Annotated in this window: 20 protein-coding genes; 7 read left to right on the top strand and 13 right to left on the bottom strand. The window is 59.5% G+C overall.

The genetic code is table 11. The features are described from left to right. Positions 1-154: 154 nt before the first annotated feature. Both norV and norW read left to right on the top strand, forming a co-directional pair. On the top strand, positions 155-1,597 hold the full coding sequence (norV, locus tag PUZ33_RS06090; protein WP_013098452.1) for an anaerobic nitric oxide reductase flavorubredoxin: 1,443 nt from the start codon (positions 155-157) through the stop codon (positions 1,595-1,597). Further along, positions 1,594-2,727 carry an NADH:flavorubredoxin reductase NorW gene (gene norW / locus PUZ33_RS06085; RefSeq protein WP_062676660.1) on the top strand — a complete coding sequence of 378 codons (1,134 nt, stop codon included), beginning with the start codon at positions 1,594-1,596 and terminating at the stop codon, positions 2,725-2,727. The genes norV and norW overlap by 4 nt, the downstream gene beginning before the upstream one ends. A gap of 286 nt (positions 2,728-3,013) precedes the next feature. On the opposite strand, the gene PUZ33_RS06080 is transcribed toward norW, so the two are convergent. From PUZ33_RS06080 to PUZ33_RS06065, 4 genes are all read right to left on the bottom strand, one after another. Next, complete coding sequence (locus PUZ33_RS06080; protein ID WP_062676661.1) at positions 3,014-4,036, bottom strand: HoxN/HupN/NixA family nickel/cobalt transporter; 1,023 nt, start codon at positions 4,034-4,036, stop codon at positions 3,014-3,016. Between the two features lies 1 nt (position 4,037). Continuing rightward, the gene (hypF, locus tag PUZ33_RS06075; RefSeq protein ID WP_058680923.1) at positions 4,038-6,254 is read right to left on the bottom strand and encodes a carbamoyltransferase HypF; all 2,217 of its coding nucleotides are present in this window, start codon (positions 6,252-6,254) and stop codon (positions 4,038-4,040) included. Between the two features lie 6 nt (positions 6,255-6,260). Beyond that, positions 6,261-6,806, bottom strand: coding sequence for an electron transport protein HydN (gene hydN / locus PUZ33_RS06070; RefSeq protein WP_014833044.1), 546 nt, complete (start codon positions 6,804-6,806; stop codon positions 6,261-6,263). A 134-nt stretch (positions 6,807-6,940) separates the two neighbouring features. After that, positions 6,941-7,954 carry a LacI family DNA-binding transcriptional regulator gene (locus tag PUZ33_RS06065; RefSeq protein WP_058680988.1) on the bottom strand — a complete coding sequence of 338 codons (1,014 nt, stop codon included), beginning with the start codon at positions 7,952-7,954 and terminating at the stop codon, positions 6,941-6,943. Positions 7,955-8,169: 215 nt separating this feature from the next. Between PUZ33_RS06065 and ascF the strand changes: the two genes are divergently transcribed. After that, positions 8,170-9,621: a PTS cellobiose/arbutin/salicin transporter subunit IIBC gene (ascF, locus tag PUZ33_RS06060; protein WP_013098459.1), complete on the top strand. Its 1,452-nt coding sequence runs from the start codon at positions 8,170-8,172 to the stop codon at positions 9,619-9,621. A gap of 18 nt (positions 9,622-9,639) precedes the next feature. Next, positions 9,640-11,064: a 6-phospho-beta-glucosidase gene (locus PUZ33_RS06055; RefSeq protein ID WP_020689272.1), complete on the top strand. Its 1,425-nt coding sequence runs from the start codon at positions 9,640-9,642 to the stop codon at positions 11,062-11,064. An 88-nt stretch (positions 11,065-11,152) separates the two neighbouring features. Here the strand turns inward: PUZ33_RS06055 and hycI are convergent, their stop codons facing one another. The 9 genes from hycI to hycA form a co-directional block, all read right to left on the bottom strand. Then, a complete protein-coding gene (hycI, locus tag PUZ33_RS06050) occupies positions 11,153-11,608 on the bottom strand; it encodes a hydrogenase maturation peptidase HycI (protein WP_020689273.1) in 456 nt (151 codons plus the stop codon). Further along, complete coding sequence (locus tag PUZ33_RS06045) at positions 11,601-12,011, bottom strand: formate hydrogenlyase maturation HycH family protein (protein ID WP_014833049.1); 411 nt, start codon at positions 12,009-12,011, stop codon at positions 11,601-11,603. The genes hycI and PUZ33_RS06045 overlap by 8 nt, the downstream gene beginning before the upstream one ends. Further along, positions 12,008-12,775 carry an NADH-quinone oxidoreductase subunit B family protein gene (locus PUZ33_RS06040; protein ID WP_040023605.1) on the bottom strand — a complete coding sequence of 256 codons (768 nt, stop codon included), beginning with the start codon at positions 12,773-12,775 and terminating at the stop codon, positions 12,008-12,010. The genes PUZ33_RS06045 and PUZ33_RS06040 overlap by 4 nt, the downstream gene beginning before the upstream one ends. After that, positions 12,775-13,317: a formate hydrogenlyase complex iron-sulfur subunit gene (locus PUZ33_RS06035; protein ID WP_023620172.1), complete on the bottom strand. Its 543-nt coding sequence runs from the start codon at positions 13,315-13,317 to the stop codon at positions 12,775-12,777. Before PUZ33_RS06035 ends, PUZ33_RS06040 begins: the two co-directional genes overlap by 1 nt. Positions 13,318-13,326: 9 nt before the next feature. Continuing rightward, positions 13,327-15,036 (bottom strand): formate hydrogenlyase subunit HycE, encoded by a 1,710-nt coding sequence (gene hycE, locus PUZ33_RS06030; RefSeq protein WP_058680925.1) that lies wholly within the window; start codon positions 15,034-15,036, stop codon positions 13,327-13,329. Positions 15,037-15,051: 15 nt separating this feature from the next. After that, positions 15,052-15,975: a respiratory chain complex I subunit 1 family protein gene (locus PUZ33_RS06025; protein ID WP_013098466.1), complete on the bottom strand. Its 924-nt coding sequence runs from the start codon at positions 15,973-15,975 to the stop codon at positions 15,052-15,054. 1 nt (position 15,976) lies between these two features. Continuing rightward, a complete protein-coding gene (gene hycC, locus PUZ33_RS06020; RefSeq protein WP_047352302.1) occupies positions 15,977-17,791 on the bottom strand; it encodes a formate hydrogenlyase subunit 3 in 1,815 nt (604 codons plus the stop codon). Continuing rightward, positions 17,788-18,396 carry a 4Fe-4S dicluster domain-containing protein gene (locus PUZ33_RS06015; RefSeq protein WP_058680926.1) on the bottom strand — a complete coding sequence of 203 codons (609 nt, stop codon included), beginning with the start codon at positions 18,394-18,396 and terminating at the stop codon, positions 17,788-17,790. Before PUZ33_RS06015 ends, hycC begins: the two co-directional genes overlap by 4 nt. Positions 18,397-18,466: 70 nt before the next feature. Further along, positions 18,467-18,931 carry a formate hydrogenlyase regulator HycA gene (hycA, locus tag PUZ33_RS06010; protein WP_013098469.1) on the bottom strand — a complete coding sequence of 155 codons (465 nt, stop codon included), beginning with the start codon at positions 18,929-18,931 and terminating at the stop codon, positions 18,467-18,469. Between the two features lie 210 nt (positions 18,932-19,141). Between hycA and hypA the strand changes: the two genes are divergently transcribed. Genes hypA through PUZ33_RS05995 form a run of 3 tightly spaced genes read left to right on the top strand, consistent with a single transcriptional unit; the run spans position 19,142 to position 20,622 of the window. Further along, positions 19,142-19,492: a hydrogenase maturation nickel metallochaperone HypA gene (gene hypA / locus PUZ33_RS06005; RefSeq protein WP_014833056.1), complete on the top strand. Its 351-nt coding sequence runs from the start codon at positions 19,142-19,144 to the stop codon at positions 19,490-19,492. A gap of 3 nt (positions 19,493-19,495) precedes the next feature. After that, positions 19,496-20,359, top strand: coding sequence for a hydrogenase nickel incorporation protein HypB (gene hypB / locus PUZ33_RS06000; protein WP_058680927.1), 864 nt, complete (start codon positions 19,496-19,498; stop codon positions 20,357-20,359). Further along, positions 20,350-20,622, top strand: coding sequence for a HypC/HybG/HupF family hydrogenase formation chaperone (locus PUZ33_RS05995; RefSeq protein WP_020689280.1), 273 nt, complete (start codon positions 20,350-20,352; stop codon positions 20,620-20,622). Before hypB ends, PUZ33_RS05995 begins: the two co-directional genes overlap by 10 nt.

Genomic DNA, 20,622 nt, shown 5'->3' with positions numbered 1-20,622 from the left:
AGTGTCATATTGACATCTTTAACGATAGTCATAATGACTACCCATTCGGGGGCATAAAAAATTTAATGCATAAAAATCAATAAAATAAAAGTTGGCACGCAAGTTGATATAGACAACACAACTTTTTCAACACGCCGTATTATTTGAGGTTGCTATGTCTATTCTGGTTAAAAATAACATTCATTGGGTTGGTCAACGTGACTGGGAAGTGCGTGATTTTCACGGAACGGAATATAAAACGCTGCGCGGCAGCAGCTATAACAGCTATCTCATTCGTGAAGGTAAAAACGTGCTGATCGATACCGTCGATCATAAATTCAGCCGCGAGTTCGTGCAGAACCTGCGCAGTGAAATCGATCTGAACGACATCGACTACATCATCATCAACCACGCGGAAGAGGATCACGCCGGGGCGTTGACCGAGTTGATGTCCCACATTCCGGATACCCCGATCTACTGCACCACCAACGCCATCGACTCCATCAACGGTCACCATCACCATCCGGAGTGGAACTTCCACACCGTGAAAACCGGCGACACGCTGGATATCGGTAACGGTAAACAGCTGATCTTCGTAGAAACCCCGATGCTGCACTGGCCGGACAGCATGATGACCTACCTGACCGGCGACGCGGTGCTGTTCAGCAACGACGCCTTTGGTCAGCACTACTGCGACGAGCGCCTGTTTAACGATGAAGTGGATCAGACCGAGCTGTTTGAACAGTGCCAGCGCTACTACGCCAACATCCTGACTCCGTTCAGCCGTCTGGTGACGCCCAAAATCACCGAGATCCTCGGCTTCAACCTGCCGGTGGATATGATTGCCACCTCCCACGGCGTGGTGTGGCGTGAAAACCCCACCCAGATCGTTGAGCTGTACCTGAAATGGGCGGCGGATTATCAGGAAGACCGCATCACGATTTTCTACGACACCATGTCCAACAACACCCGCATGATGGCGGACGCCATCGCCCAGGGTATCAACGAGGTGGACCCGAACGTGGCGGTGAAAATCTTCAACGTGGCGCGCAGCGATAAAAACGAGATCCTCACCAACGTCTTCCGCTCTAAGGGCGTGCTGGTGGGCACCTCCACCATGAACAACGTGATGATGCCGAAAATTGCTGGCCTGGTGGAAGAGATGACCGGCCTGCGCTTCCGTAACAAACGTGCCAGCGCCTTTGGCTCCCACGGCTGGAGCGGCGGCGCGGTAGATCGTCTCTCCACCCGCCTGCAGGATGCCGGTTTTGAGATGTCCATGAGCCTGAAGGCCAAATGGCGCCCGGATCTTGACGCGCTGGAAGTCTGTCGTCAGCACGGCCGCGATATTGCTCGTCAGTGGGCGCTTGCACCGCTTCCTGAGGCCGCAGCACTCCCCGCCGAACAGCCGCAAACCTGTGCCGGGGCAGCCAGCGCCGATCTCGGTCCACGCATGCAGTGCAGCGTCTGCCAGTGGATCTACGACCCGGAACTGGGCGAGCCGTTGCAGGACGTGGCTCCAGGTACGCCATGGAGTGAGGTGCCGGACAACTTCCTCTGCCCGGAATGTTCCCTCGGAAAAGACGTCTTTGACGAACTGGCAACGGAGGCAAAATGAGCAACGGTATCGTCATCATCGGCTCGGGCTTTGCCGCCCGCCAGCTGGTGAAAAATATCCGCAAACAGGACGCTAACGTGCCGCTGACGATGATCGCGGCCGACAGCATGGACGAGTACAACAAGCCCGATTTAAGCCATGTGATTAGCCTGAACCAGCGCGCCGACGATCTCACCCGCCAGACGGCGGGGGAGTTCGCGGAGCAGTTCAACCTGCGTCTGTTTCCGTACACCTGGGTCACCGATATCGACGCCGATGCCCACGTGGTAAAAGCGAAAGATAAAACCTGGCAGTACGACAAGCTGGTGCTGGCGACGGGGGCCTCTGCGTTCGTGCCGCCGGTTACCGGCCGCGAGCTGATGATGACGCTTAACAGCCAGCAGGAGTATCGGGCCAGCGAAACGAAGCTTCGTGATGCAAAACGGGTAATGATTGTTGGCGGCGGTTTGATTGGCACCGAGCTGGCAATGGATTTTTGTCGGGCGGGTAAAGCCGTCACCCTGGTCGACCACGCGGCAAGCATTCTGTCGGCCTTGATGCCTGCAGAAGTAAGCAGTCGCTTACAGCACCGTCTGACCGCCATGGGCGTGCATCTGCTGTTGAAATCGCAACTGCAACATCTGACCGAAACCGAAGGCGGCATTCGCGCGACGCTTGACTGCAATCGCAGCCTGGAAGTCGATGTGGTGGTTGCCGCGACGGGGTTGCGCCCGGAAACGGCGCTGGCGCACCGCGCAGGCGCTGAAACAGGCCGTGGCGTGAAGGTGAATAGCTACCTGCAAACCACGCAACCCGACATTTACGCCCTGGGGGACTGCGCGGAAATCAACGGCCAGGTACTGCCTTTCCTGCAGCCGATCCAGCTTAGCGCCATGTATCTGGCAAAAAACCTGCTCGGCAACAGCGCGCCGCTGAAATTACCGGCCATGCTGGTGAAGGTGAAAACGCCAGCGTTACCGCTGCATCTGGCAGGTGAAACCCAGCGCCAGGATCTGAACTGGCAGATCGCTGTGGAAGCTCAGGGAATGGTCGCGCGCGGCTCTGACGCCGATGGCCAGCTCCGCGCCTTCGTGGTTAGCGAAGATCGGATGAAGGAGGCTTTCGCGCTACTGAAATCGCTGCCCGCTTAACCCTTAACCTTTTACCACGCTTACTTAACCCTGGGATTTTATTATCCGCAGCCCCGATGTCCCGGGGCTTTTTTTTACGCAATCTATTAGCAAGATAAATACAAAAGAGGTAAATCATCGCCATCTGTCCTTAACTTATTATTTGACTGAATATAAAAGCCTAAAAACCTTCATAAACAGCAAGATATGCATTCCATTTTTCCAGCAAAACGGCACCCTGCTTCGCTTTACCGGAACGACATCATGGCGATTTTACCCCTCAAACACAATGGTTTTAGCGCAGCGCTCAGGAATGTATGACCAGCGCGTCGTAGCCTCGCCAGCGGTAGTTGATCATGGAGATCAGCCAGCAGGCGACAAACAGCCCAACCACCACAAAACCGGCGTTGCCGAGGTTATCGTTGACGGCACCAATGCGATCCCAGATGCCGCCGCTGAGGGCAAATTTATCCATCAGCAGCCCCAGCGCTTCCAGCCCGCCGATAAACACCGCCACCACCACAGAGGTACCGGTAATGGTCATGTTGTAGTAGAGCTTGCGCTGCGGCTTGTTAAATGCCCAACCGTAAGCCCCCACCATCAACAGGTTGTCGAGGGTATCCACCAGCGCCATGCCGCTGGCGAAAAGCGCCGGGAAGATCATGATTGACCACACCGACATGCCGTTTGAGGCGCTGGCGGCAGAGATCCCGAGCACGCCGATTTCGGTGGCGGTATCAAAACCAAGCCCGAACAGAAAACCGACCAGATACATCTGCCAGCTTTTGTTGACCAGGCGGAAAGTCGCGCCAAACAGCCAGTTCATTACTCCGCCCTGCGCCGGGAGGGAGATGTCTCCCTGCACCGCCTGCCCGTTTTTCAGCGCCTGAAAATTGCGCCAGACACCGCGCAAAATCACCATATTGACTAACGCCATCGCCAGCAGGAACGTCGCGGAGACGGCCGTGCCAATCAGGCTGCCGGTTTCATGAAACCAGGCCATATTTTTCTGAAACGCGGTCGCCGTCGCGGCAATGGCGATGGAGGCCAGCACCACAATGGTGGAGTGCCCCAGTGAGAACCACGCCCCGACACCAGAGGGGCGCTTGCCCTGCTGCATCATCTTGCGTGTCACGGTATCAATGGCCGCGATGTGGTCAGCATCCACCGCGTGACGTAGTCCGTAACACCAGGCAAGCAGGCTTGCGGCCATTAACGCAGAACTGCCGCTAAAGGCGTTCCACGCCCAGCCCCACGCCAGAAGATTAGCCATTACCAGCGCCAGCAGCAGGAGCGCGGCGCGAGGTTCATTGCGTAAGCGTCGTAACATTTTACATCCTTTTTGAACATGACCGGGCTGCGGCAACCACCGCCTGCCCGAAGGAGATAGCCCCGTCACCCGCAGGCAGATGATGGGGAAAAAGAAGCGTGAAATCAGAGAGGTGTGCACGCAGACGCGCCCGCAGCAGGCGGTTATGCAACACGCCGCCGCTGAAACAGACGGTAGAGAGCGACAGGCGTCGGGCATGGTGTCGGGCTAACGCCGCCAGCCCTTTTGCCAGCGCATCGTGAAAGGCCCACGCGCGCTCACAGGGTTGCGCCTGCCAGGCCAGCCACTGCCGCCAGAAGAGCGCAAGGTTTTCAACCTGAAGCGTCACCGGGTGCTCAACACCCGGGCACTGCTCGGCCAGCGCCTCCAGCCTGCAGGCGGCTTCGCCTTCATAGCGTTGTGTTTCAATACCCAGAGCACTGGCCACCGCATCAAACAACCGCCCGCAGGACGACGCCAGCGGCGCGTTAAGGCCGCGCTGAACGGCGGTCGCTAAAAGCGGCCAGTTTTGCGAACGTACGGCACGGGTTTCCGGGTAGCGTTGCCAGTCAGGAACAAACGCCAGGCAGTGTGCCAGCAGATTTCGCCAGGGCTGCATGGCCGCGAGATTGCCGCCCGGCATCGCCACGGCGGGCAGGCCGCCCAGATGCTCGCACTCAAGGTAGTTCACCCGCAGACACTCCCCGCCCCACAGCGCGCCGTGCTCGCCCATGCCGATCCCGTCCAGCGTCAGGGCGATGGCGTCGCCACCGTCGAGCGGCCAGCCGTTTTCGGCAAGGCAGGCCGCGGCATGCGCGTGATGATGCAGTACGGTATCGACCGGCAGCGCCTGCTCCTGTGCCCAGTGCCGGGCGTGATAGCCAGGATGGGCATCGCACACCAGCCGCTCTGGCTGAAAGGCGTAGATCTGCTGCATCAACGACAGTGCTGAACGCCACTGGGCCTCGACACCGTCGTCACTGAGATCGCCAAAATGCTGGCTCAGCACCGCCTGGTTACCGCGCACCAGACAGAAGGTATTCTTCATGTCGGCACCGGTCGCCAGAATAGAGGGAACAGAGCTAAAACCGGCAGGTAACGTGATGGCATCCGGCACGAAACCACGCGCCCGACGCAGCATGGCCCCGTCCTGATCCAGCACGGAATCGTCCATCCGCTGCAGGATGTCGCGGTTATGGAGCAGAAAACCGTCAGCGATCTCTGCGAGCTGTTCCAGCGCCTGGGGATTACTGATGGCAGGCGGTCTGCCGCTGAGGTTGCCGGAGGTCATCACCAGCGGGCGTTGCGTCTCCTGCATCAGCAAATGGTGCAGCGGATTGGCCGGGAGCATCACACCGAGGCTATCCAGGCCCGGCGCGATGTCGTCCGGGAAGGCCGGCAGCCAGGCTTTGGGGATCAGCACGATGGGCGCGGCAGGCGAGCGCAGCCGCGCTTGCACCGGCTGCGGAAGGCCGTCGGCGTTCGGGATCATCACCGCCAGCGGTTTCCCCGGACGCTGCTTACGTGCCCGCAGCATTGCCACCGCCTGCGGGTTAAGCGCGTCGCAAGCCAGATGAAATCCGCCCAGCCCTTTGATAGCCACGATGCCACCGTTTTTCAGCATCTGCACCGCCGCGTTCAGCGCCAGCTCGCGGGTGACAACCCGATCGGCCGCACGCCACTCAAGCTCAGGGCCGCAGTCCGGGCACGCCACCGGCTGGGCGTGAAAACGTCGGTCCGCAGGGTTGCGGTATTCCGTTTCGCACGGCGAGCAGAGCGGGAATGGCGCCATGGCCGTGGCCGGGCGGTCATACGGCATGGCGCGGATAATGGTAAAACGCGGGCCGCAGTGGGTGCAGTTAATAAACGGGTAACGATAGCGGCGCTCGTGGGGGTCGTTCATCTCCGCAAGGCACGCGGGACAGGTGGCGGCATCCGGTACAATCTGGGTGTCCATTGCTCCGCCCGCGCTGTGGCGAATGGTGAATGTCTCCGGCAGCGTTGACCAGTGGAACGGCTGCGTGTCGATACTCTCGATGCGCGCCAGCGGCGGGCAGTCCTGGCGCAGCCTCGCGGTGAAATGCCCCCCATTACCCGCGAGGCGCACCAGCACGCCCTCTCCATCGTTGCAGACATCGCCGGTCAACTGCAGCGCCTGAGCCAGTTGCCAGACGAAGGGCCGAAAGCCCACGCCCTGCACCTTGCCACGCACCCGCAACTGTACGCCGTTACCGCCCATGACGGATCAGAACAGCAGAGATGAGGTGGTATCGAACGCTGCGCGACGGCGCTTTTCGGCGCTCATCTGCTCGAGCTTATCGCGATCCACGCAAACCAGCGCGTGTGTCGGGCAGGCCTCCATACAGGCCGGACCGGCGTCACGGTGATAACAAAGATCGCATTTGTTGGCTTCGGCTTTTTCCGCCCGCACGTTCAGCCCCATGCCGCTGTTGCGGACCACCGGACGAACCACCACCTCCATCGCCCCATACGGGCAGGCGACCACGCAGGTTTTGCAGCCGATACAGCGCGCCTGCATCACATGCACAAAGCCTTTTTCACGTTTGATTGCTCCGTTCGGGCAGACGTTGGCGCACGGTGCGTCTTCGCACTGACGGCAGATAGCGGCGGTGGAAATATTCACGCCTTTGATGACGTGGATCCGCGGCAAAAAGGTCTCAGGCGTAAGCGAAGCGCAATCCTGCTCCGCCTGATGAGACACCACGCACGCCACTTCACAGGTACGGCAGCCAATGCATTTACTGGCATCAGCCATAATAAAACGGTTCATCTGCTTCTCCAGCATTACAGTCATGCGCGGAGATATTCATAAACCGTGCCAGTTTTTAACTCCTTGATTTATAGTGATTTAGGAAATGACGCCAGGGCTGTCATCGTCACTTCTGACGATGACAGCTGTCGACATCAGCGGTGCGGGCCGTCGATGACAGAGTCGCGCAGGATAAGCTCACCCGAGAAGGTTTGCTGATACTTAAACTCGCCGCCGTCGAGCATAAAAATCAGGCGGCTGATGGTCTCTTTAATCATCTCCGTAACCGGAATACGCACGCTGGAGAGCGAGGGCATGATGTAGGGCGCAATCGCCACATCGTCGAAGCCTACCACCGACACCGCATCAGGCGTGGCGACGCCGCTGTCGTGAAGCTGTTTCATGGCGCCAATCGCCATATCGTCGTTACTCGCCACCAGCGCGGTAAAGGTTTCGCCGCGCGAGAGCAGCTCAGACACGGCCGCCGCTCCGCTGGCCGGGTTCCATTTGCCGTGGGCGATCAACGTCGGACGCAGCGGGATCTGGTGCTGCGCCAGGGCGTCTTTGTAGCCGGAGAGACGCTCCACGCCCGTGGGCGAATCCAGCGAGCCGGTGATAAACGCAATGTCACGGTGCCCTTTCTCAATCAGCTGTGACACCGCTTCCTGACAGGAGGCTTTATGATCTGACCAGACGCTGTGGCTGCTGTTTTTACGCAGGCGACGGTTCAGTACCATGATCGGCTGCTCGTATTTCTCGACGATCTCGTCCATCTCTTCCACGCTCAGAAAACGCGGATAGATAATGACCGCGTCACAGCGCATATCAAGCAGGTACTGGATGGCTTCGCGCTCTTCATCGGCGCTGTGCTTGCCGTCCGCCAGGATCAGCTGCCGTCCCTTCTCTTCCGTCATGCGGGCGGCGTGAAACAGCAACTCACTAAAATAGACACCGTGATACAGGGTGTTGGTCACCACCAGTCCCAGCGTCTGGGTGCGTTTGGTCGCCAGGTTGCGCGCCAGCAAATTGGGGCGATAGCCGCTCTCTTCGATGGCCTGAAACACCCGGTCTTTGGTCTCCTGGCTGACATAGCCATTCCCCGACAGCACCCGGGAAACCGTCGCTTTCGAAACGCCTGCCCGCTTCGCCACTTCAAGCATCGTGGTCATGTTGTTATTCCCTTTCATACTGATGGCACGCAGTGTACTGCACTGCAAAACAATTGTCGCAACGACGCGCTCACGCTTTTTGAAGCGTCTGGTGATCGCCATCACGAAATGAAAAAATGGTCAAAATGCGATCTTGTTTCATTCAAAGAAACTCATGATGATTATGTGGAACCGGTTTCCTACATACTCTCACAACGACAACAGGATCACATCCGATGGCCAAAAATTATGCCGCGCTGGCGCAAGACGTTGTCAGCGCGCTTGGCGGCAAAGACAACATCGTCGCCGTCACCCATTGCATGACGCGACTGCGTTTCGTCCTGAAAGACGAAACCGCTACCGATACCGCACGCCTGAAAAATATCAGCGGCGTACTGGGCGTGGTACGTAACGACAACCAGTGCCAGGTGATTATCGGCAATACCGTTTCTCAGGCGTACCGTGAGGTGGTGAGCCTGCTGCCAACCGACCTGCAGCCTGCCGTGCCGGAAGGCCCACAGAAATTGACCCTGCGCCGCATCGGTGCCGGGATCCTCGACGCGCTGATTGGCACCATGTCGCCGCTGATCCCGGCGATCATCGGCGGCTCGATGGTCAAGCTGCTGGCGATGATCCTTGAGATGACCGGCGTGCTGGAGAAAGGCGCGCCGACGCTCACCATTTTGACCGTCATCGGCGACGGGGCGTTCTTCTTCCTGCCGCTGATGGTGGCAGCATCTGCCGCCGTGAAATTCAAAACCAACATGTCGCTGGCGATCGCCATTGCAGGCGTGCTGGTGCACCCGAGCTTTATCGAGCTGATGGCGAAAGCCGCGCAGGGTGAGCACGTCGAATTCGCGTTTATTCCGGTGACGGCGGTGAAATACACCTACACCGTGATCCCGGCGCTGGTGATGACCTGGTGCCTGTCGTATATCGAACGCTGGGTGGATCGCATTACGCCTGCGGTGACGAAAAACTTCCTCAAGCCGATGCTGATCGTGCTGATTGCCGCCCCGCTCGCCATCGTGCTGATTGGGCCGCTGGGGATCTGGATCGGCAGCGCCATCTCCGCGCTGGTCTACACCATCCACGGCTATCTGGGCTGGCTCTCCGTGGCGATCATGGGCGCGCTCTGGCCGCTGCTGGTCATGACCGGGATGCACCGCGTCTTTACCCCGACTATCATTCAGACCATTGCCGAAACGGGTAAAGAGGGGATGGTGATGCCGTCGGAAATCGGTGCCAACCTGTCGCTCGGCGGTTCATCCCTGGCGGTGGCATGGAAAACGAAAAACCCGGAGCTGCGCCAGACGGCGCTGGCCGCGGCGGCTTCCGCCATCATGGCGGGCATCTCTGAACCGGCGCTGTACGGCGTGGCGGTTCGCCTGAAACGCCCGCTGATTGCCAGCCTGATTAGCGGCTTTATCTGCGGTGCGGTGGCCGGTATTGCGGGGCTTGCCAGCCACTCAATGGCGGCGCCGGGGCTGTTTACCAGCGTGCAGTTCTTCGATCCGGCCAACCCGATGACCATTGTCTGGGTATTCGGCGTCATGGCGCTGGCGGTCGTGCTCTCCTTCGTGCTGACCCTGATATTAGGCTTTGAAGATATCCCGGTCGAAGACGAGGCTGAAAAAGCCCGCGCCCTGCAGAGTGCGCCGGTGCAGGCCAAAACCGCACAAGTTTAACCGTATAACGAGGTAGAAATGTCTGTTTTTCCACAAGGATTTTTATGGGGCGGCGCGCTTGCCGCCAACCAGAGCGAAGGCGCTTACCGTGAAGGCGGCAAAGGGCTGACTACGGTCGACATGATCCCTCACGGCGCAAACCGCCTGGCGGTGAAGCTTGGTAAGGAAAAGCGTTTTTCGCTGCGTGACGACGAGTTTTACCCAAGCCACGAGGCGATCGATTTTTACCATCGCTACAAAGAGGACATCGCCCTGATGGCGGAGATGGGCTTTACGGTGTTCCGCACCTCGATTGCCTGGAGCCGCCTCTACCCGAACGGCGACGAACCGCTGCCGAACAAAGAGGGCATTGCCTTCTATCGCGCGGTGTTTGAAGAGTGCAAAAAGTACAACATTGAGCCGCTGGTCACCCTGTGCCACTTCGACGTGCCGATGCATCTGGTGACGGAGTACGGCTCCTGGCGCAACCGCAAGATGGTGGATTTCTTCGCCCGCTACGCCCGCACCTGTTTCGAAGAATTTAACGGCCTGGTGAAATACTGGCTCACCTTCAACGAGATCAACATCATGCTGCACAGCCCGTTCTCCGGCGCGGGGCTGGTGTTCGAAGAAGGTGAAAACGAAGATCAGGTGAAATACCAGGCCGCGCACCACGAGCTGGTCGCAAGCGCGCTGGCGACCAAAATCGCCCACGAGGTAAACCCGGAAAACCAGGTCGGCTGCATGCTGGCGGGCGGGAATTTCTACCCTTACTCCTGCAAGCCGGAAGACGTATGGATGGCGCTGGAGAAGGACCGCGAGAACCTGTTCTTTATCGACGTGCAGGCGCGCGGCAGCTATCCGGCCTACTCCGCCCGCGTGTTCCGCGAAAAAGGGGTGGTGATTGTGAAAGATCCGGGCGACGACGAACTGCTGAAAAACACCGTCGATTTTGTGTCGTTCAGCTATTACGCCTCACGCTGCGCGTCGGCCGATATGAATGCGAACAATACCAATGCGGCGAACATCGTCAAATCCCTGCGCAACCCGCATATTCAGGTGAGCGAATGGGGCTGGGGCATCGATCCGCTCGGCCTGCGCATCACCATGAACATGATGTACGACCGTTATCAGAAACCGCTGTTCCTGGTGGAAAACGGCCTCGGCGCAAAAGATGTCATTGATGAAAACGGCGAAATTAACGATGACTACCGCATCAGCTATCTGCGCGAGCATATCCGCGCGATGGGCGATGCCATTGAGGACGGTGTGCCGCTGATGGGCTATACCACCTGGGGCTGCATTGATCTGGTGGCGGCCTCAACGGGCGAAATGAGCAAGCGCTACGGGTTTGTCTACGTTGACCGCGACGATGCCGGAAACGGCACGCTGGAGCGCAAGCGCAAGAAATCGTTCTGGTGGTATAAGAAGGTGATTGCGAGTAACGGGGGGGATCTCGAGTAGCCTGTTGCCCTCACCCCAGCCCTCTCCCACAGGGAGAGGGAGATGGGTTTGGTAGGCCGGGTAAGGCGAAGCCGCCACCCGGCACTGTTCAGAGCCGGGAAAATCCCCCGTCCCCAACCCATCCGGCAAGCCGTGAATAGACCACTTCCACCGCGGCTTTCACCGGAGGTGTCATCGGGTAATAAAATCCGACAATGTCCGGCTGAATGCCCAAAAACAGCACCTCGCCCACGTCCTCTTTGATCTGATCCACCAGATAGTTAAGCGGCATATTATGCGTGGTCATCATGAACATGTCGGCAATGTCGTCCGGGTCGATCAGGCGGATGTCCCCTGGGTTCAGCCCCATATCCGTAGCATCGACAATCAACAACCGATCAGGGTGCAGTTCACGGATGGCCACCACGTCGTTTTCCGGCGCGCTGCCGCCGTCAATCACCACCCAGTTGCCCTGCGGGTTCGCGGCACACATCTCTGCCAGCAGCGGGCCTGCGCCGTCGTCGCCCATCATGCTGTTGCCGACACACAGTAAAACGTCAGTCACGTAATCTCCTCACCATCAGGTAGATGGCACTTTCCTGATGAATATCATGCAGCATGCTGAGCAGCGTTTTGCTCCACGCCTGCTGTTCGGGGGTTTGCCGTTTCAGCGCCGCGTCAAACGCGTTCGCCAGCATCGCAATATGGTTGGCGTCGATAACGATCTCACCGTACTTCGGTACCCCTTCCATTTTGCGCCGCGCCGTACTGCCCTCTTCCAGCGTGGCGATCCACGCCAGATAGTCGGACCACGGGCAGCTCAGCGCCGCCTCCAGGCAGTCGATCACCCCGAGGTGATGCCCAATCGCCAGGCTGTAATAGACCACCTGCTGCGCCGCGTCCGGCGTGGCATCGTTCTCATCAATAAATTTACGGCTCAACTGACTGAACACCACCGTCTCACTCATCGGATACGCGCCTCATCCACAATGCTGTTCAGGTTCGCCACAATCTCATTAAGACGCGGATCGTTCTCGGCCTCCAGCCAGCGCGCTACCTGATGGTCGCCCTGGCTCAGCAGGCGCAGGTAATCGTCGGCAATCTGGCGACCGTAGCGGTAGCCCGCCAGCCTGCGCGCCGTGCGATCGACCTTCACGCGCAGCGGCTGCACCATGTCCGGGTGCAAAATGGCGGCCGGCTGGTTGTCCAGCTCGCCAGGCTCGCGGGCGTGGATTTTCTGCTCCAGCAGGCCGAGCGCCATGGCAAAGCCATACAGCGTGGCGGCAGGCGTCGGCGGACAGCCCGGAATGTAGACGTCCACCGGCACGATTTTGTCGGTGCCGCCCCACACGCAGTAGAGGTCGTGGAAGATGCCGCCGCTGTTACCGCACGCCCCATAGGAGATACAGATTTTCGGATCGGGCGCAGACTGCCAGGCGCGCAGCGCGGGCGAGCGCATGGCGCGGGTGACGGCCCCGGTGAACAGCAGAATGTCGGCATGACGCGGAGACGGCACCACTTTGATGCCGAAGCGTTCGGCGTCAAACAGCGGTGACAGCGTGGCGAAGATCTCAATCTCGCAGCCGTTGCAGCCGCCGCAGTCCACGCGGTAAACGTAGGCCGAGCGTTTGATTTTTTTCAACAGCGACGCCTTCATGCTGGCGATGGACTCCTCCACCGTCATTGGCACCGGAATGCCCCGCTCGTCGCGCGGACCGAGTAAGTTTTCCATCAGCTGGCCTCTCTCATATGACGGGTGATATCGATGCGGTCGGACGGCAGCAGGCATTTCTGCCGTTTGCATTCCGGGCAGGTTTCAAAGCTTTCGCGATGATGCTCCGCGCGGGCATCGCCGTTGTGCTTAAGCAGCGCGATGGCATAGTCGATCTCTTTTTGCACGGCGAACGGACGTTTGCAGACGCGGCAGTTACACAGGGCAAAACGCGACTGCTGCAAAAAGTCCTCTTTCTTCCACACCGCCAGCTCATACTCCTGAGACAGACGAATGGCGACCGTCGGGCAAACCTCTTCGCAGCGGCCGCAGAAGATGCAGCGTCCGAGGTTAAACTGCCAGGCCAGTTGGCCGGTTTTCAGATCCGTTTCCACCGTCAGGGCATTCGACGGACAGGCGTTGACGCAGGCCGCACAGCCGATGCACTGCTGCGGGTTGTGTTCCGGCTTGCCGCGAAAGTTTTTATCCACCGGCATCGGCTCCAGCGGGTAGCGGCTGGTGGGCGTGCCGGTTTTGATCACTTTTTTGATAAAGGTAAACATGGCGAGTCCTTATTTCAGCGGCGAGTTCTTACGCTCGATGCTGTAGCGCTCAAGCTCTTTGTACGGCACCACCTGGCTTTTCTTCTTGCGCACGTCCACCACTGTCATGCGGTCGGTGCAGGAGTAGCACGGGTCGAGGCTGCCGATGATCAGCGGCGCGTCGGAGACCGTGTTGCCGCGCAGCATATAGCGCAGGGTTGGCCAGTTGGCGTAGGTGGCCGCACGGCAGCGCCAGCGGTAAAGCTTCTGGTTATCGCCGGTCATGCTCCAGTGGATGTCGTCCCCGCGCGGCGCTTCGGCAAAGCCGAGGGCAAAGCGGTTCGGGATGTAGGTGAAGCCCTCCACCATCAGCGGGCCGCCCGGCAGGTTATCGAGCCCAAAGTCGATCATATTCAGCGCGGTGAAGACCTCGTTGATACGCACCTTCAGGCGGGAGATGACGTCGCAGCCCTGTTCGCTGTGTACGGTCATTGGCAGCAGGCCGTAACCGACAAACGGGTGATCGGCACGGGTGTCGCGGGCGTGGCCGCTGGCGCGCACCATCGGGCCAACGTTGCTGAAGTCGCGGGCGATCTCCGGATCAAGACGGCCGATCCCCACGGTACGCTGCTCGATGTTGGGCGTGCTGAGCAGCATATCCACCAGCTCCTGCACGTCGCGACGCATCTGCTGTGCCAGCTGTCGGGTCTGGATCATGTCGTTTTTAAGCAGGTCACGGCGGATCCCACCGATCAGGTTCAGACCGTAGGTTTTACGCGCCCCGGTGAGGATCTCCGCCATCTTCATCGACGCCTCGCGCACGCGGAAGAACTGCATAAACCCGGAGTCGAAACCGACAAAGTGACAGGCCAGACCGAGATTCAGCAGGTGCGAGTGCAGACGTTCCACTTCCAGCAAAATGGCGCGGATCATCTGCGCGCGCTCCGGCACCACGATCCCCATGCCGTTCTCCACCGAGGTGGTATAGGCGGTGCTGTGGGCGAAGCCGCAGATGCCGCACACGCGGTCCGAGAGGAATGTCACCTCGTTATAGCCCATCCGGGTTTCCGCCAGCTTCTCCATGCCGCGATGGACGTAGAACAGACGGTAGTCGGCGTCGATAATGTTTTCGCCGTCAACAAACAGGCGGAAGTGGCCTGGTTCATCAGAGGTGACGTGCAGCGGGCCAATCGGCACCACGTTGTTCTTTTTGTTGCCGAGTTCGTTAATGAACTCGTAGGTTTCGCTGTCGGTGGTCGGGGCCGGACGCTGGCGGTAATCCATGCTGTCCTTGCGCAGCGGATACAGTTCGTCCGGCCAGTCGTCCGGCAGCACCAGGCGGCGTTCATCCGGCAGCCCCACCGGCACCAGGCCATACATGTCACGCACTTCGCGCTCGCCCCAGACGGCGGCAGGCACGCGAGGCGTGACGGACGGGTACTCCGGCTTGTTCGGGTCGACTTCCACGCGTACGGTAAGCCAGCACTTCTCGCCCTGCTCCATCGACATCACGTAGTACACCGCATAATTGCCGCACAGCTGACGCTCGTCATTGCCGAACAGCACCGACAGCCAGCCGCCCTGCCGGTAGTAAAGAAACTCCACCACTTCCGGCAGATAGTTCACCTTAATGGTGACGGTTACCTGGTCTTTGGTCTGCCATCCTTCATCCAGCACAACACCCGGAAAAGCCTGATGCAACGCGGCGAGATACTGCTGACCTTTCTTTTCTTCAGACATAAATACTCTCTTTAATCACGCCACCAGCAAGGAGACGAACGCTAAAAATGCAAAACCAAAACCGGCCCAGGTGATGCGCGAGGTCGCGACAAAGCGCAGACGTGCCATGCTGTTTTCAAACAGGGCAATCACCAGCACGCCGACCAGCAACTTGAGCGCGGCAACCACCACGGCCAATACCAGCCCCCCAGCGGAGAAGTGCGTCATCTGCCCCCACGGGAAGAAGACGCCAACAAACATCTGCAGGACCACCAGTTGCTTAAGGCTGATGCCCCACTTAAGCACAGCAAAGCCGTAGCCGCTGTATTCGGTGAGCGGCCCTTCCTGTAGCTCCTGCTCGGCTTCTGCGAGGTCAAACGGCAGTTTGCCCATCTCAATAAAGGTGGCGAATGCGCAGGCGCAAAGGGCCAGCACCAGCGGGAGGGTACGTGACACCGGCCAGTGGTAAACGGTGTGGGTGATAAAGCTGATATGGGTGGAACCCGCGACCTGCGCGGCCACCCATAGCCCCAGCAGCAGGATCGGTTCGACCAGCACGCCCAGCATCGCCTCGCGGCTGGCGCCGATACCGGTAAACGGGCTGCCGGTATCCAGGCCCGCAATAGCAAAGAAGAAGCGGGCAATGGCGAAGAGGTAAATCAGCGTAATCAGATCCCCAAGTGCAGGCAGCGGCGAGCCCACCGTCACCACCGGCAGCGCGGTGGCGATGGTCAGCATCACGCCGACCATCACGAACGGCGTCAGGCGGAAGACCCAGCCTGCGGCATCCGGCGCCACGCTCTGGCGGGAGAGCAGCTTGAAGAGATCGCGGTACTCCTGGAGCACGCCAGGCCCGCGACGGTTGTGCATCCGGGCGCGCGCCACGCGCGTGATGCCCGACAGCAGTGGCGCAACGGCGAACAGCACCAGCGCCTGAAGTATTGCCAGTAACAGACTCATGTCAGGCTCCTCGTGAAATCACAATGACCACCAGCACCGCCAGTTCGATCAGCGCCAGACGGCGGAACAGCGCAGGTACAGCGGCGCTCTGCCAGCCCGGCATCCAGCCCACCGGGTTCAGCCAGTGGCGCAGCTTCAGCACGGCAGCGAAGTTCTCTTTCACCGGCATGGCAAAACCGTGGGCGGTGATGACCATTGATTGTTCGTGTTCGTAGCCACAGGCCCAGGCCGCCCCGCGCGAGCGGGAGGGGAGTCGGTCGCGCCTGAAGAACAGCATCAGCACAAACGGCAGCAGCGGTGCGGCAATCAGCAGCAGCGCCATCATCGGCTGGGAGACGGTGGTATGCGCAAGGGTCAGCGGCAGTGGAATGGCGTTACCCAGCAGCGGCAGCAGCCATGGGGCGGCGACCCCGCCCGCGATGCAGCACAGCGCCAACGCGACCACGCTGGCACACATCAGTACCGGGGCGCAGCAGGCGTTTTCCGCTTCGCGGGTGCGCGGTGCGCCGAGGAAGGTGACGCCGTAGACTTTTGCCATACACATCACCGCCAGCGCCCCGGTTATCGCCAGCCCAACCGCCAGCAGCGGGCCGAGCAGTCGGGCGATAAAGGCATCGCTCTGACCGAGCGCGAAGAAGGACTGGTAGATCACCCACTCTCCCGCAAAGCCGTTCAGCGGCGGCAACGCGGCCATCGCCATCAGCCCGACCAGCATGGCGAGAGAAATCACCGGCATCTTTTTGCCAATGCCGCCGAGTTTTTCGATATCCCGATGACCGGTACGGAACCAGACGCTGCCCGCGCCCAGGAACAGGGTGCTTTTAAACAGGCTGTGGTTAACGAGGTGATACAGCCCCCCGATAAACCCGGCGGCAATCAGCGCCGGTTGATTAAGTGCCAGCCCGGTCACGCCTGCGCCGATGCCGAGCAGGATAATGCCGATATTTTCCAGGGTGTGGTACGCCAGCAGACGCTGAATGTTGTGCTCCATCAGCGCATACAGCCCGCCGACAAAGGCGGTAACCATACCTGCGATAAGCAACGCGACACCCCACCACAGCGGCGGCTGGCCGCCGGTCAGGGTGATCGTCAGAATGCCGAACAGACCGACTTTCATCACCACGGTGGAAAACAGCGCGGCAGCGGGTGCAGAGGCATTCGCGTGCGCCTGCGGCACCCAGCCGTGCAGAGGGATGATCCCGGCCAGCAGGCCAAAGCCCACCACGCCCAGCAGCCAGACGTCATTTCCCAGCGGCTGACCGTTAAGCGCTGCGAAGTCGAGCGTGCCGAAACGTTGCCACACCAGCCAGCAGGCCAGCGCCAGCAGCAGCGTGCCGAGGCGACCGAGCGCAAACCACAGCTTGCCGGAGGCGCTACATCCCGTCAGGAATACGCCGCAGAGCGCCATGATCTCCGCCATCACCACCAGCGCGCCGAGGTTGCTGGCAATGACGGTGCAGACCGCCGACGCCAGCAGCAGGTTAACCAGCAGACCATTCGCGCGGGTGTGCTGATGGCGGTGCCAGTCAATATTGAACAGGCTGATAAACACCCCGCACAGGCCAAAAGTCACCAGCCAGATGGCGTTCAGCGGCGTGAGCTGAACGGTATGACGGACGATCGGAATCATTGCTTCGGCGGTCTGGCCGCTGAGTAACACTGCCGTACCTGCTGCCAGCGTCATCAGGCTGCCTACCGCCCCGCCGATACCGGCGATCCAGCCGCTCAGGGTTTTATGGAATGACAGGAGCCACGCCAGCACAGCAGCGGCGGCAAAGTACGCCACGGCGCTGTTAATCATAGATATCGCGTTCATTTCGCCCCCTCGTTAAGCGCCTGAAGCAGAGAAAGATCGCCGACGTTGGTATTAATGGTCAGCTCGCGCTTGCGTTTGCTGGTGCGGGCAATATCGCGAATGTTGACCAGAATCAGCGCTTTGGTCGGGCAGGTGCGCACGCAGGCCGGGCCCTGCTCATCGAAGCTGCACAGGTCGCACTTCACCGCCACCGCACGCACGCCGGGCACCCAGTCAAGCAGCGTACTGACACGTGCCGGAGCCGGGGGAGCAGGTGGCGCTTTTGGAGTGTTGGCATTCGCCGGAATATGCAGCGGACGGTTGCCGGAAAATTCAATCGCACCGAACGGGCAGGCTATGCCGCACAGCTTGCAGCTCACGCACAGGCTTTCGTTCAGCTGTACCGCGCCGTCAACGCGGGTGATGGCATTCACCGGACAGACGCCCGCGCACGGCGCATCTTCACAGTGGTGGCAGAGCTGCGGGGCAGACTCTTTTTCATTACGCATGACGCGCAGGCGCGGCATGGACTGGAGCCCGTGCAGGCGGTGCGTTTCCGAACAGGCCGCCTCACAGGTTCGACAGCCAATACAGACCGTCGAGTCAGCAATTACAAAACGGTTCACCGGGTCATCCTCTGGTGATAGTCATTTTTGACGAAAAACTGTCATGTCGACACTTCTCGACACGTGATAATCAGGCCACGTCCGCTGAGGCGTGTTCATCCATCAGCTGCTTCAGGTTGACCGGGAGATCGTGTTCAACGGCGGTGTACAGACCGTTATAAACCGGCGCGATTTTTTCCAGATAGTGCTCCAGCACCTGCTGGCGATCGCGGTTGCTGACGTGACCGTCAACCATGCCGTCGGCCATCAGTTGCGCCTTCGCAATACACTGTTTTTCACCCTCTTTTGTCTCGACGTAGTACTCAATGGTGTGGCTGTTGAAGGTGTCAGCCAGGGTGACGTAAATCGTGAAATGGCCGAACAAAACAAAGCGCATATCCCCCTGCGCCGCACAGCTCATGGCGTGGTGAAGACGGGCTTTGGAGAGGGTGATCCCCTGGACCAGTGAGTTGCAGTAAAGGTGCCACTGGTCCTGTAACTGCTGGTGACGCTGCGCGATGTAATCCGCTTTTTCGCTAATTTCCCAAATAGTCATAGAAGGTATCCGGTTAATGGAGATAGCGGCTGTTAAGCAGATTCCATGCCAGTTTTTAATGCTTTGATATTTAATGGATTTAATTCAAAACAGGCTGTCAACAAGAGGGTGTCGACGTGTCATTTCGACAGCGTTGACATCGTCACCCCCTAACCAAAACCAGGCTGGCATTGTTATTGCATTAACGGGGCAATTCATTAAGGAGGCGTTATGCACGAAATCACCCTCTGCCAGCGGGCACTGGAACTCATCGAACAGCAGGCAGCGCAAAACCACGCGACGCGCGTGACCGGCGTCTGGCTGAAGGTCGGGGCCTTTTCCTGCGTCGAAACCAGCGCCCTCACCTTCTGTTTTGAGCTGGTGTGCCGCGGCACGCTGGCGGAAGGCTGCGAACTTCATATTGAAGAGCAACAGGCGGAGTGCTGGTGCGAGCAGTGTCAGCAGTACGTCACCCTGCTGTCGTCGAAGGTCCAGCGCTGCCCACAGTGTCAGCACACCGGCCTTCGCATCGTGGCGGATGACGGGATGCAGATCCAACGCCTTGAAATCGAGAAGGAGTAAAGTATGTGTAGTACCTGCGGTTGCGCCGAAGGCAACCTGTATATCGAAGGGGATGAACACCGTCCTCACTCCGCGTTTCGCTCCGCCCCTTTTACCCCCGCACCGCGTCCGGCAGCGGCACTCACCGGGATTCGCTTTGCGCCTCAACGCTCCGATATGGGCGATCTTCATTACGGCCACGGCGAGGCGGGTACCCATGCGCCGGGCATGAGCCAGCGCCAGATGCTGAACGTGGAAATCAACGTACTCGATAAAAACAACCAGATCGCCGCCCGCAACCGCGCCCGGTTTGCCACACGTCAACAGCTGGTGCTCAACCTCGTCTCCAGCCCCGGCTCCGGCAAAACCACGCTGCTGACGGAAACGCTCAAACGCCTGAACGAACGCGTCTCCTGCGCGGTGATCGAAGGCGATCAGCAAACGGTCAACGATGCCGCCCGTATTCGTGAAACCGGCACCCCGGCGATACAGGTCAATACCGGTAAAGGCTGCCATCTGGATGCGCAGATGATTGCCGATGCCGCGCCGCGTCTGCCGCTGGCGGATAACGGCATTCTGTTTATCGAAAACGTCGGCAATCTGGTCTGCCCGGCCAGCTTCGATCTCGGGGAGCGGCATAAAGTGGCGGTCCTCTCGGTGACCGAAGGAGAAGACAAGCCGCTCAAATATCCGCATATGTTTGCCGCCGCGTCGCTGATGCTGCTGAACAAAGTGGACCTGCTGCCGTACCTGAATTTCGACGTGGATAAATGTCTGGCTTATGCCCGTGAAGTGAACCCGGACATTGCGATCCTGCTGGTCTCCGCCACACGCGGCGACGGCATGGCGCACTGGCTAAACTGGCTGGAGAGTGAACGATGTGCATAGGCGTCCCTGGACAAATCCATTCCATTGACGGAAACCAGGCCAAAGTGGAGGTCTGCGGCATATTGCGTGACGTCGATTTAACGCTGGTGGGCAGCACCGATGAGACGGGCGTCTCGCGCCTTGGTCAGTGGGTGCTGGTACACGTGGGGTTTGCCATGAGCGTGATTAATGAAGCGGAAGCGCGCGACACGCTGGATGCCCTGCAGAACATGTTCGATGTGGAGCCGGACGTCGGCGCGCTGCTGTACGGCGAGGAACGGTAA

The organism is Enterobacter cloacae complex sp. 2022EL-00981 (assembly GCF_028737495.1).
Lineage (GTDB): Bacteria > Pseudomonadota > Gammaproteobacteria > Enterobacterales > Enterobacteriaceae > Enterobacter > Enterobacter cloacae.
Note: the sequence above shows the minus strand (reverse complement) of the source record. Positions and strands in the feature narration are given on the sequence as shown.